General features: G+C 70.1%; 11 protein-coding genes. 7 read left to right on the top strand and 4 right to left on the bottom strand.

All coding sequences use genetic code 11. The features are described from left to right. Positions 1 to 7: 7 nt before the first annotated feature. Together OHA03_RS18530 and OHA03_RS18525 are read right to left on the bottom strand one after the other, a co-directional pair. Positions 8 to 769, bottom strand: coding sequence for an RDD family protein (locus OHA03_RS18530; RefSeq protein ID WP_267004934.1), 762 nt, complete (start codon positions 767 to 769; stop codon positions 8 to 10). A gap of 108 nt (positions 770 to 877) precedes the next feature. After that, positions 878 to 2,455 (bottom strand): RDD family protein, encoded by a 1,578-nt coding sequence (locus OHA03_RS18525; RefSeq protein ID WP_267004933.1) that lies wholly within the window; start codon positions 2,453 to 2,455, stop codon positions 878 to 880. A gap of 212 nt (positions 2,456 to 2,667) precedes the next feature. Here OHA03_RS18525 and OHA03_RS18520 point away from each other — a divergent pair, with 212 nt between their 5' ends. Then, the gene (locus OHA03_RS18520) at positions 2,668 to 3,144 is read left to right on the top strand and encodes an SsgA family sporulation/cell division regulator (protein WP_267004932.1); all 477 of its coding nucleotides are present in this window, start codon (positions 2,668 to 2,670) and stop codon (positions 3,142 to 3,144) included. Positions 3,145 to 3,186: 42 nt separating this feature from the next. On the opposite strand, the gene OHA03_RS18515 is transcribed toward OHA03_RS18520, so the two are convergent. Continuing rightward, positions 3,187 to 4,554: an FAD-binding oxidoreductase gene (locus OHA03_RS18515; RefSeq protein WP_267004931.1), complete on the bottom strand. Its 1,368-nt coding sequence runs from the start codon at positions 4,552 to 4,554 to the stop codon at positions 3,187 to 3,189. 97 nt (positions 4,555 to 4,651) lie between these two features. Here OHA03_RS18515 and OHA03_RS18510 point away from each other — a divergent pair, with 97 nt between their 5' ends. Continuing rightward, positions 4,652 to 6,319 (top strand): lipopolysaccharide assembly protein LapB, encoded by a 1,668-nt coding sequence (locus tag OHA03_RS18510; RefSeq protein ID WP_267004930.1) that lies wholly within the window; start codon positions 4,652 to 4,654, stop codon positions 6,317 to 6,319. 137 nt (positions 6,320 to 6,456) lie between these two features. On the opposite strand, the gene hppD is transcribed toward OHA03_RS18510, so the two are convergent. Beyond that, positions 6,457 to 7,602 carry a 4-hydroxyphenylpyruvate dioxygenase gene (hppD, locus tag OHA03_RS18505; protein WP_267004929.1) on the bottom strand — a complete coding sequence of 382 codons (1,146 nt, stop codon included), beginning with the start codon at positions 7,600 to 7,602 and terminating at the stop codon, positions 6,457 to 6,459. Between the two features lie 122 nt (positions 7,603 to 7,724). On the opposite strand from hppD, the gene OHA03_RS18500 reads away from it, so the two are divergent. The 5 genes from OHA03_RS18500 to OHA03_RS18480 are packed head-to-tail and all read left to right on the top strand — an operon-like array spanning position 7,725 to position 12,025. Continuing rightward, on the top strand, positions 7,725 to 8,198 hold the full coding sequence (locus OHA03_RS18500; protein WP_030923048.1) for an Lrp/AsnC family transcriptional regulator: 474 nt from the start codon (positions 7,725 to 7,727) through the stop codon (positions 8,196 to 8,198). Between the two features lie 15 nt (positions 8,199 to 8,213). Next, positions 8,214 to 8,861, top strand: coding sequence for an ABC transporter permease (locus OHA03_RS18495; RefSeq protein WP_030923046.1), 648 nt, complete (start codon positions 8,214 to 8,216; stop codon positions 8,859 to 8,861). Next, positions 8,854 to 10,110: an ABC transporter ATP-binding protein gene (locus OHA03_RS18490; RefSeq protein WP_267004928.1), complete on the top strand. Its 1,257-nt coding sequence runs from the start codon at positions 8,854 to 8,856 to the stop codon at positions 10,108 to 10,110. The genes OHA03_RS18495 and OHA03_RS18490 overlap by 8 nt, the downstream gene beginning before the upstream one ends. Further along, entirely contained in the window at positions 10,107 to 11,033 is a 927-nt protein-coding gene (locus OHA03_RS18485) for an ABC transporter permease (RefSeq protein ID WP_267004927.1), read from the top strand. The genes OHA03_RS18490 and OHA03_RS18485 overlap by 4 nt, the downstream gene beginning before the upstream one ends. After that, complete coding sequence (locus OHA03_RS18480) at positions 11,033 to 12,025, top strand: glycine betaine ABC transporter substrate-binding protein (protein WP_267004926.1); 993 nt, start codon at positions 11,033 to 11,035, stop codon at positions 12,023 to 12,025. The genes OHA03_RS18485 and OHA03_RS18480 overlap by 1 nt, the downstream gene beginning before the upstream one ends. Positions 12,026 to 12,107 lie beyond the last annotated feature (82 nt).

Genomic DNA, 12,107 nt, shown 5'->3' with positions numbered 1-12,107 from the left:
CTCCTGGCTACGCGGTCGAGACCACCACGGTCTTGGCCGCCTTGTCGTGCAGTCCCTGCCGGTACGGCTTGTCCGTGAACATCAGCACGATGTTGATCAGCCACCACAGGCACGGGCAGCACAGCAGCGCCGGCAGCCACAGCACCACGGCCCGCAGGAACGAGGCACTGGTGTCCGGCACCCGGCCGTCGTTGAGCATCGCGACCCGCAGCTTGAGCAGCCGCTTGCCGATCGTGCGGCCGTCCTTGTGCGTGAAGTACGTGTCGTACGCGACATAGACCACCAGGGCGATCAGCGACCAGAGCAGCTGATGCCCGCTGTAGGTCTGGCTGAACACATCGCCGGCGCTTTCGCCGTTGCCGTTGTTGTCCGACACGTCGACCGCGCCGCCGAACGGCAGCGAGATCAGGTACAGCGGGATCGAGATGATCAGGAAGTCGATCAGCCGGGCCAGAATCCGCTTGCCGGGCTCGGCGAGCGGCGGCATGCCCGCGAGCGGGTCGGTGCCGCCGTACGGGCCGCCGCCGTAGGCGTTGGGATCGTACGGGGGTGGCGGAGGAGGAGGCGGCTGAGCACGGTCGTAGGGCGACCCCGACCCCGGCCCCGAGCCCTGCCCCGAGCCCGGCCCGGACTCGGACCCCGCCCCGGCTCCGGGCCCCGGCTCCGACCCGGCCGCGGACCCCGACGGCGGCGTCGGGGGCTCCTGCGGCTTCTTGAGGAACGGGTCGTCCTCAGGTGGCTGGCCGGGCGTCGGCTGATCGTTGCTCATGGGGGCAGTGCATCCCGGCCCGGGGGCCCCCGCAACGGCTCAGGTGCGTTCGGGGGAACCCGGCACCGCGCGACGTCCCGTCACCCGACAAGCCGTCAGTACGCGGGATCAGCCCGCCACGAAGGTGCGGGCGGCCTTGTCGTGCCAGCACTGCCGCCACGGGCGGTCGAACAGGCACCACGCCACGTTGACCACACCGATCACCAGGATGCCGAGCACGCCGTAGACCAGCCACCGGCGCAGCGCGGCCCCGAAGCCGGGCGCGCTGTGGAACTCGATGTCCCGCACCTCGAGCCCGCAGAGCTTCTTGCCGAGCGTGCGGCCCCACTTCGCGGTCGGCAGCGCCTCCAACAGCACACCGAGCACCAGGAACGCCGCGAGCGCCCCGCCGAACAGGACGGACGTGGTGGAATCCACCAGCCAGACGGTGACCGTCTCCCCGGACAGCTTCGCCGCGTCGATCTTCTCCTCGATGTGGTCCATCGCCCGCGTGACAAGGGGGAACGCGACCGCGCCGACGAGCGCGCCCAGCACGACCGTGTCGACGAGCCGGGCGGCGAACCGCTTGCCGAGCCCGGCGGGGCGGGCCGCCGCCTGGGCCTGGGCGAGCTGCTGGAAGTGGTCGTTGACCGGGGGCTTCCAGGGCACGACGGGCTGGTCCGGCTGAGCCGGCTGCGGGCCGCGGAACTGCGGCTGACGCTGTTGCTGCTGGGGCGGAAGTTGCTGCTGCTGTTGCTGGGGGGCGGCGAGCTGATGGACCTGCTGCGCCCAGGAGGCGGCGCCGCCGCCGGGTCCCGGAGTGAGCGGATTGTTGAGGTCCGCGGAAGCGGGAGCCGGGGCAGGTGCGGGTGCGGGCCCGGGCGCCGGGGCGGGTGCGGGCGCGGCGGCCTGCGGGGTGGTGCCGGGGGCGACCGCGCGGATCGACATCGTCCCGCCGCCCGGCTCCTGCTCCGCCTCATGGGGCCGGGGCGGCCGGCCGGCCCGGCCCTCGGCAGCCGGACGCCCGGCCTCGCCGGCCCCGGTCCCGCTCCCCGTCCCGCTGGCGCCACCGCTGCGGCCCGAACGGTTGACCCGGATCGCGACGGTGCTCTCGGGGACATGGCTGTTGCCGTCCCGCATGCCCGGCAGCGCGCCGCCCGTGGGGTCCTGCGAGCCGGGCCCCCGCGGGTCCGTGGGAACCCGGTCCGTGGGGGCGTTGCCGCCCGGGGCGCGGTCGGCAGGGGTGCGCCCCGCCGGCGTACGCGGATCCTGAGCCGCTGCTGCGCCCTGCTCCCCCGGCCCGCCGGTCTCGCCGGGCTGCCCGGTGCCGCCCCAGGACACCCGCCGGTCGCGCTCGCCGCCGAAGCCGGTCTGCCGTGAGGCGTCGGCCTGCCAGGCGGATGCGGGTTCGGGGCGGTCGGGACCGTACGGCTCCTCGTCCAGGAAGACCGGACCGGTTTCGTCCACCGGCGTGTGCGCCGGGCCGGACTGCGCGGGTGCCGGGCCGTGTGCCGACGGCCGCTGCGGTTCCGGGGCCGTTCCAGCAGGCGTCTCGGGCACCGACTCGCCCTGCAGAGGCGCAGGACGGCTGGTACCGGGCACCCACGAAGCGCCGTTCCAGTACCGGACATATCCGGGAATGGACGGGTCGGGGTAATACCCCTCGCGGGGCCTGTCGTCACCGGGTGCCGGGGTTGGGGCGCTCATCACCGTGGTCCCGTATCTCTTCGAAGCTTCAAGTCAACGGACCACATCTACCAGACAGCCGCGTACCCCCGTGCCAGTCCCGGTGTTTGGGGCACTTTCCGGTCGCCGTGAAGTTTTTTCCGGAAGTCGCGTAATAGGGGACGGGGAGGGCGCTCTCTCCATGTGCGGGCCGGTCAGGGGACCGGTTCACTGGCACCGAAAGGACGCACCTCATGCACACCGTTGTGGAACGCGAGCTTCAGCTCAAGCTGGTCCTGTCGCCGGAGCGCAGCATCCCGGTACCTGCCCGCCTGACCTACCGCGCGGAGGACCCGTATGCCGTGCACATCACCTTTCACGTCGGCTCCGACTTCCCCGTGCACTGGACGTTCGCCCGCGATCTGCTGGTCGAGGGCGTGTTCCGGCCGTGCGGGCACGGCGACGTACGGATCTGGCCGACCAAGATCCAGCGGCGCAGCGTCATCTGTGTGGCGCTGACCTCGCCCGACGGCGACGCCCTGCTCGAGGCGCCGTCCGCAGCCGTGGCCGCCTGGGTGGAGCGGACGCTGCGCCTGGTGCCGCCCGGCACCGAGACCGAGCGGCTCGGTATCGACGCCGGACTCGCCGAACTGCTCGCACCGCTGCCCGCCGACGACCTGTGGCTGAGCGGCCCGTGGCCCTCGGACGAGTCGGCGGACGGCGAGGCCTGATGCGCAGCCTCTCGGGGAGGGCCGAACGGCTTGCCGAGGGGATCAGAAGACCTTGCCGGGATTGAGCAGCCCCAGCGGGTCGAACGCCGCCTTGATCCCCCGGTGCATCTCGACGCTCACCTCGCCGAGTTCGCGGGCCAGCCATTCCTTCTTCAGGACGCCGACGCCGTGCTCGCCGGTGATGGTGCCGCCGAGTTCCAGGCCGAGCGCCATGATCTCGTCGAAGGACTCGCGGGCCCGCCGGGACTCGTCGGCATCGGTGTGGTCGAAGCAGACGACGGGGTGGGTGTTGCCGTCGCCCGCGTGGGCACAGACGCCGATGGTGAGGTCGTACTTCTCCGCGATGGCCGCCGTCCCCTCGATCATGGCGCCGAGCTTGGAGCGCGGTACGCACACGTCGTCGATCATGGTGGCGGACTTGACGGTCTCCAGGGCGGTCAGCGACATCCGGCGGGCCTGAAGGAGAAGTTCGGACTCGGCGGCGTCGGCCGCGGGGACCACCTCGGTGGCGCCCGCGGCGGTGCACAGTTCGGCTACGGCGGTCAGGTCGGCCGCGGGGTCCGGGGTGTCGAAGGCGGCGAGCAGGAGCGCCTCGGTGGAGTCGGGGAGCCCCATGTGGGCCATCTTGTTGACGGCGCGCACTGTCGTACGGTCCATCAGTTCGAGGAGTGAGGGAGTGTGACCGCGCTCCATGATCCGGCAGACCGCGTCGCAGGCGGCCGCCGCGGACGGGAACTCGGCGGCGAGGACGAGTTGCTGCGGCGGCTGCGGCTTCAGCGCGAGTACGGCGCCGACGACGATGCCGAGACTGCCTTCCGAGCCGACGAAGAGCCGGGTGAGGTCGTATCCGGCGACACCCTTGGCCGTGCGGCGCCCGGTGGTCAGAAGCCGCCCGTCGGCGAGGACGATCTCCAGGCCGATCACGTACTCGGCGGTGACCCCGTACTTCACACAGCACAGCCCGCCGGACGCGGTGCCGATGTTGCCGCCCATGGTGCACATCTCCCAACTGGACGGGTCCGGCGGGTAGTACAGCCCGTGTTCGTTCACCGCGCGGGAGAGCGCGGCATTGATGACACCGGGCTCCACGACGGCGATCCGGTCGACAGGGTTGATCTCCAGGATCCGGTCCATCTTCACCAGGGAGAGCACGATGCAGCCGTCGGACGCGTTGGCCGCGCCCGACAGACCGGTACGGGCCCCCTGCGGGACGACCGGGACACGCAGTGCGGTTGCGGTCCGCATGACGTGCTGGACCTGTTCGACGGTGCGCGGCAGCACCACCACGGCCGGTGCGCCCGCGTCGCAGAAGCTCGCCATGTCGTGGGCGTACGAGGCGGTGATGTCCGGATCGGTGATCAGGGCCTCGGCAGGAAGGCCCGCGCTCAGTCGTTCGAGAAGATCGTCCATGATCCAAGCGTGACACCCACGGCCAATGGTGTGAACCCGTCTGCGGCAGCGTTCCCAAGGTGCGGTGTGCTCTTCGTACTGACGCAGAGTGATCGGCATGGATGTCACGCCGCAGCAGCCTCCGGAGCCCCCGCACTCGGACCACTCGGATCCGGACCATCTGGATCGCCCGCCCCCTGTCTCGTCGCCCTCCGAGCCGTGCGACGACGTCCCGCCGGAGACGCCGCCGACGCCCGATAGAGAACCGCCCTTCGACCTGGACCCGGAGTCGTCGGCGGACCCGCCGCCCGCCTCGTTGCACACGACGCTGCGCAGGGCGGCGTTCGGCATGGTGGCGGCTGCCGTGCTGGTGACGGGTGCGGTCGTGGCCGTACCGGACGACGGCAAGAAGGCCGCGCCACCGTCCGTGCCGGGAGGGGTCTCGCGCGCCCTGGCGGCGACGAACTCGGGCTCTCCCGCCTCCCTCTCCGATCTGAAGGCGATGATCGGGGACCGGCAGAGCTGGGTGGGCACGCATCCGTCCGACGCGCGGTCGTGGGCGGTGCTCGGAACGGCTTACGTGGAGTGGGGGCAGCGTTCGGCGGACGCGGCGTACTACGGGCGGGCCGAGCAGGCGCTGAAGCGCTCCCTGGACGCACAGCCGGGTGACCGCGGGAACACGGCGGCCCTGGTGGGCCTGGCGGCGCTGGCCAACGCGCGGCACGACTTCGTCACGGCGAAGAAGTGGGGCGAGACGGTACGGACTCGGCAGCCGAAGGACTGGACGGTGTATCCGGTACTGATCGACGCGTACGACGGGCTCGGTGAGTACACGGCGGCGGGCAAGGCTGCGGAGAAGTTCACGGCGCTGCGCTCGGGCGTCCCGGCGCTCTCACGGACGGCACAGATGTACCGGAACCAGGGCCGTCACGAGGACGCGCTCGCCACCGCGCAGAACGCGGCGGACCGGGCCACGGCACCCGCCGAGAAGGCGAACTGCCTGCACCGGCTGGGCGAACTCGCCTGGGAGCGGGGCGAGTCCGAGAAGGCGGTGGCGCAGTACAGCGCGGCCCTGCGGACCGATCCGGCCCACCATCCGTCGCTCGCCGGCCGGGCACGGGCGCTGGCGGCCCTGGGCCGCACGGACGAGGCGCAGCGCGACTACCGGGCGGCGTTGTCCCGGCTCCCCCGCCCCGAATACATGCTGGAACTGGGCGAGTTGTACGAGTCGCTGGGCCTGGACAACGAGTCCCTCAGCCAGTACACCCGGCTTCGCGAGAGCCTGGCCCGAGCCGACGGCTACGGAGTCGACGACGCGCTCCTGCTGGGCCGCTTCGAGGCCGACCACGGGAACGCGGCCGCGGCGGTGAAACTCCTGAAGACGGAGTGGCAGCGCCGGCATCACAGCGCGGCGGTCGCCGACGCGCTGGGCTGGGCGCTGCACCGCTCGGGCGACTCGGCGAGTGCGCTGCAGTACGCGCAGAAGGCGGCGGACACGGGCGGAGGGACGGCGCTCTACGCGTATCACCTGGGTGCGATCGAGCGGGATCTGAGGGAGTTCGGCCCGGCCCGCCGCCACCTGGAGGAGGCGCTGCGGACCAACGCGCAGTTCTCACCGCTGGCGGCCCCGGCGGCCCGGAAGGCCCTGGACGCCCTGAGCCGGCCGTCGGCGACCGGCCCGCGAGACGTGCAGCCCACCCCGGGGCCGGATCGCATGGCCGCCGGCCCGGGCCGCAACACGCACGCTCCGGCCGGGGCGGCGTCGCCTGCGCCGGGCGTCCACTGACAGGGCCGGTGCCCGGCGTCGCGCCCGATCGGCCTGCGGAGCCCGTGCCGGGCGCACGTCTTCCGGCACGGAGCAGCACGAAGGGCGGGGCCTCCGCGTTCGCCGGAGGCCCCGCCCTTCACATCCGAGCGTCCGGCTCAGAGGTTGCCGCGCTTCTCCTGCTCGCGCTCGATCGCCTCGAACAGGGCCTTGAAGTTGCCCTTGCCGAAGCCCATCGAGCCGTGGCGTTCGATCATCTCGAAGAAGACCGTGGGGCGGTCCTGGACCGGCTTCGTGAAGATCTGCAGCAGGTAGCCGTCCTCGTCGCGGTCGACGAGGATCTTCAGCTCGCGGAGCGTCTCCACCGGGACACGGGTCTCGCCGGCCCACTCGCCGAGGGTGTCGTAGTACGAGTCGGGGGTGTCCAGGAACTGGACGCCGGCCGCGCGCATCGCACGTACCGACGCGACGATGTCGTTCGTGGCGAGGGCGATGTGCTGGACACCCGCGCCGCCGTAGAACTCCAGGTACTCGTCGATCTGCGACTTCTTCTTCGCGATCGCCGGTTCGTTGATCGGGAACTTCACCTTCAGGGTGCCGTCGGCGACGACCTTCGACATGAGGGCGGAGTACTCGGTGGCGATGTCGTCACCCACGAACTCCTTCATGTTGGTGAAGCCCATAACCTTGTTGTAGAAGCCGACCCACTCGTTCATCCGGCCCAGCTCCACATTGCCGACGCAGTGGTCGACGGCCTGGAAGGTGCGCTTGGCGGGCGGTTCGACGATCGGCGCGGCTGCTGCGAAGCCGGGGAGGTACGGGCCGTCGTAACCGCTGCGGTCGACGAGGGTGTGGCGGGTCTGGCCGTACGTGGCGATCGCGGCCAGCACGACCGTGCCGTACTCGTCCTTGATCTCGTGCGGCTCGGCGAGACCCAGCGCGCCGTGTTCGACGGCGTACGCGTAGGCCGCCCGCGCGTCCGGGACCTCGATGGCCAGGTCGACCACGCCGTCGCCGTGCTCGGCGACATGGCCGGCGAGGAAGCGGCCATGGTCGGTGGATGCCTTGATGACGGAGGTGAATACAAAGCGTGCCGAACCGTTGGTCAGCACATAACTGGCGGTCTCGCGGCTGCCGTTCTCCGGTCCGGAGTAGGCGACGAGCTTCATGCCGAAGGCGGTCGAGTAGTAGTGCGCGGCCTGCTTGGCATTGCCCACGGCGAAGACGACGGCGTCCATTCCCTTGACCGGGAAGGGATCGGCCTGCCTGGCGGTAACGGGGGTGTTGTGCAGCGTCTCAGTCATGCTCGAAGACTCTCCCCCGCATCGCAAGGTGCGCAATAGTTCACGCATCCACTGGGCAGTCTGTACAGCCGTTTGCTTGGATGGGCGGACTATCTGTACAGGGTGACCATAGGGAGTCGCACGTGGCGATCGATCATCTGGACGGGCGGCTCATCGTGCTGCTCGCCCGCGAACCGCGGATAGGCGTACTGGAAGCGTCCCGCCGGCTCGGGGTGGCCCGCGGGACCGTGCAGGCGCGGCTCGACCGGCTTCAGTCGAACGGAGTCATCCGCGGATTCGGCCCTGACGTCGATCCGGCAGCGCTCGGCTACCCCGTCACCGCCTTCGCCACGCTGGAGATCAAGCAGGGGCAAGGCGCCGACGTACGGGCCCATTTGGACGGCGTTCCCGAAGTGCTGGAGCTGCACACCACGACCGGGCACGGCGACATGCTCTGCCGGCTCGTCGCCCGTTCCAACGCCGACCTCCAGCGGGTGATCGACCGTGTTGTCGGTTTTGATGGCATTGTCCGGGCCTCCACGGCGATCGTCATGGAGAATCCGGTGCCTCTGCGCATCATCCCGCTCGTCCAGCAGGCCGCGGAGGACAGCGACTGAGTCAAGGAGTGGCGCGTGAGCTTCTGGGAGTACCTGGTCAATCGGCACCAGCAGCTGCTCACCGACGCGTACCAGCATGTCAGCGCCGTGTTCCAGTGCATGGTCATCGCCACCGTGCTCGGCATCCTGATCGGGATCGTCACCTATCGCAGCAGCTGGGGCGGCTCACTGGCCATCACCTCGACGGCGGCGATCCTCACCATCCCGTCCCTCGCCGCGATCGGTCTGCTGATCCCGCTCGTCGGGCTGGGGGTCCCGCCCACCGTGATCACGCTGACGCTGTACGGGCTGCTGCCCGTCGTCCGTAACTCCATCGTCGGACTGCGCGGCGTCGATCCCGCGCTCGTCGACGCGGCCAAGGGCATCGGGATGTCGCGGATCGCCCGGCTCTGCAGGGTGGAGCTGCCGCTCGCCTGGCCGCCGATCCTCACCGGCATCCGGGTGTCGACGCAGATGCTGATGGGTATCGCCGCCATCGCCGCGTACGCCTCCGGCCCCGGCCTCGGCAACGAGATCTTCCGTGGCATCGCCTCGCTGGGCAGCGCCAACGCGATCAATCAGGTCCTCGCCGGCACGCTCGGCATCGTCATCCTCGCCCTGCTCTTCGACGCCGCGTACGTCCTGCTCGGGAGGCTCACCATCCCCAGGGGGATCCGTGCCTGAGACCGACACCGGGGCCGCCGACAAGCCCACCGCCACCTCCGGGGCAACCATCCAGCTGGAGGAACTGACCAAACGCTATCCCGGCAACCCGAACCCGGCCGTGGACAGCGTCTCCATGGACATCAAGGCCGGCGAGACGGTGATCTTCGTCGGTCCGTCCGGCTGCGGGAAGTCCACCACCCTGAAGATGATCAACCGGCTGATCGAGCCGACGTCCGGCCGGATCAGGATCAACGACGAGGACGTCACCGACATCGACCCGGTGAAGCTGCGCCGCAAGGTCGGGTACGCGATCCAGTCGTCCGGGCTCTTCCCGCACATGACGGTCGCCGAGAACATCGCCCTCGTACCGAAGATGGTCGGCTGGTCGAAGTCGAAGGTGAAGGACCGCGTCGAGGAGATGCTCGACCTGGTCGGGCTGGACCCGCGGGAGTTCCACGGGCGCTACCCGCGCCAGCTGTCCGGCGGTCAGCAGCAGCGGGTGGGCGTGGCGCGGGCGCTGGCCGCCGATCCGCCGGTGCTACTCATGGACGAGCCGTTCGGCGCCGTCGACCCGATCACCCGCGACCATCTCCAGGACGAGCTGATCAGGCTCCAGCACGAGCTGCACAAGACGATCGTCTTCGTCACCCATGACTTCGACGAGGCGATCAAGCTGGGCGACCGGATCGCCGTGTTGCGGGAGCGATCGCACATCGCGCAGTTCGACACCCCGGAGGCGATCCTCACCAACCCGACGGACGATTTCGTGTCCGGGTTCGTCGGCGCGGGCGCGGCCCTGAAGCGGCTCAACCTCACCCGCGTACGGGAAGTGGAGATCGCCGACTTCCCGACGGTGACGGTCGACGACCCGCTCCAGGAGATCTTCAACAAGCTGCGCTCCGGCCCGCACAACGAGCTGCTGATGCTGGACCGCAGGAACCGTCCGTACAAGTGGCTGCGGCGCGGTGACCTGATGCGGGCCCGTGGCTCGCTGGCGCGTGCCGGGCAGCTGGTCCACGACACGGTGACGCGGGACGGCACGCTGCACGACGCGCTGGAGGCCGTGCTCATCGACAGCGGCGGGCGGGTCGCGGTGACCGGGCGGCGCGGCGAGTTCATCGGCGTCGTCGACATGCAGACCCTGATGAACTCCGTCCATGAACTCCTGGAGGCCGACCGGCTCACCGCCATGGAGCACCAGCACGACCTGGAGGAGCTGCGCGCCCACCAGGCCGAGCGGGACCAGGAGGGCGGTGCAGGCGAATGAACCCCAACCAGCCGGTCCCGCCCGACCAGCCGATTCCCCCCAACGGTTCGATTCCCCCCATCGTTCCGGTGCCGCCCAGGACCGGTGAGCAGTCGACGCCCGCCCGGCCGCCCGGCGAGCTCGAGGTCAGGGGCCGAGCCTTCCACGACGAGGAGGAGGAGCCCGCACCGCCGCCCGCAGGACCGCCGCGCCGGATCACCTGGCGCAAGCTGGTGCTGGTACCGGTCGCCCTGGCGATCGTCCTCGTCGCCACGTACCTGTGGATCACCAACGTCCCTCTCGACTCGATCGCAAGGAACTCGCTCTCCGGCGGCAATGTGCAACTTCGCTGGTGGCAGCACGTCAAACTGACCGCGATCTCCACCTTCTGGGTGCTGATCATCGCCATCCCGCTCGGGATCGCGCTCACCCGGCGCAGGTTCCGCAAGGGTGCCCCGTTGGTCACGGTGGTCGCCAACGTCGGGCAGGCCACCCCGGCGATCGGGCTGCTGGCGCTGCTGGTGATCTGGCTGGGCATCGGCCCCCGGACGGCGATCATCGGCATGGTGATCTACGCGGTGCTGCCGGTGCTCTCCAATACGGTGGCCGGCCTGAAGGCGATCGAACCGAACCTGGTCGAGGCCTCGCGCGGCATCGGCATGTCGGCGATGGGAACGCTCACGAAGGTCGAACTGCCGCTCGCCGTCCCGCTGATCCTGGCGGGCGTACGGACGGCGCTGGTGCTCAACGTCGGCACGGCGACCCTGGCGACGTTCGGCGGCGGTGGCGGGCTCGGGGACCTGATCACCTCGGGCATCCAGACGCAGCGGATGCCGGTGCTGGTGCTCGGTTCCGTGCTGACGGTGGTGCTGGCTCTGCTGGTGGACTGGATGGCCTCCCTGGTCGAGGTGGCGCTGACGCCACGCGGACTGGAGGTGGGGTGATGCGTACGGCGGGGGCGTCGCGCAAGATCCGGGCCGGTCTCGTCGGTGTGCTGGTGCTCACCCCCGTGCTCGCCGGCTGCGGGCTCAAGAGCGGTTCGCCGATGGCCGACGACGTCGTGCCGGGCTCCGTCGGCCAGGGCCGGCCGCTGGACGGCGCCTCGCTGACCGTCACCTCGAAGAACTTCAGCGAGAACATCATCCTCGGCCAGATGATCGGCCTGGTCTTCAAGGCCGCCGGTGCCGAGGTCCTGGACCGGACGAACCTGCCCGGGTCGATCAGCGCGCGCGAGGCCATCATCAAGGGCGACGCCGATGCGATGTACGAATACACGGGCACCGCCTGGATCACCTACCTCGGCCATGCGAAGCCGATCACCGACCCGCTGAAGCAGTGGGAGGCGGTCCGGGACGAGGACCGGAAGAACGGGGTGACCTGGCTGCCGCAGTCCACCCTCAACAACACCTACGCCCTGGCCATCAGCAGGAAGAACAACGCGAAGTACCACCTGAGGACGCTTTCCGACGTCGCCGCGCTGGCGAAGAGGAACCCGTCGGCGGTGACGATCTGCGTGGAGAACGAGTTCGCTTCGCGCGACGACGGGCTGCCGGGCATGGAGAAGGCGTACGGGATGTCGATCCCGCCCGGCAACATCAAGAAGATGGACGCCGGGATCATCTACACACAGGTGTCGAAGTCCAACTCCTGCCTGCTGGGCGAGGTGTTCACCACGGACGGCCGGATCAAGGCGATGGACCTCGACGTCCTCGCGGACGACAAGCACTTCTTCCCCAACTACAACGCGGCGCCCGTCATCCACACCGCGACCTTCGACAAGTACCCGGAGATCGCGGGGCTGCTGGATCCGGTCAGCCGACGGCTGACCACGGAGGTCGCGCAGGAGCTGAACGCGAAGGTGGACGTGGACGGGCAGGACCCGCACATCGTGGCGAAGGACTGGCTGATCCAGGAAGGCTTCATCAAGAACGGCTAGGGGCGCCCGCCCGCCGAGAAGTTACAAAGAATTCGTTGCAAAGAAGCGTTGCAAAGATACCTTTGCATGTCTATCGTCGAAG

The organism is Streptomyces sp. NBC_00154, assembly GCF_026342835.1.
Lineage (GTDB): Bacteria > Actinomycetota > Actinomycetes > Streptomycetales > Streptomycetaceae > Streptomyces.
This window is presented reverse-complemented; position numbering and strand designations above follow the sequence as displayed.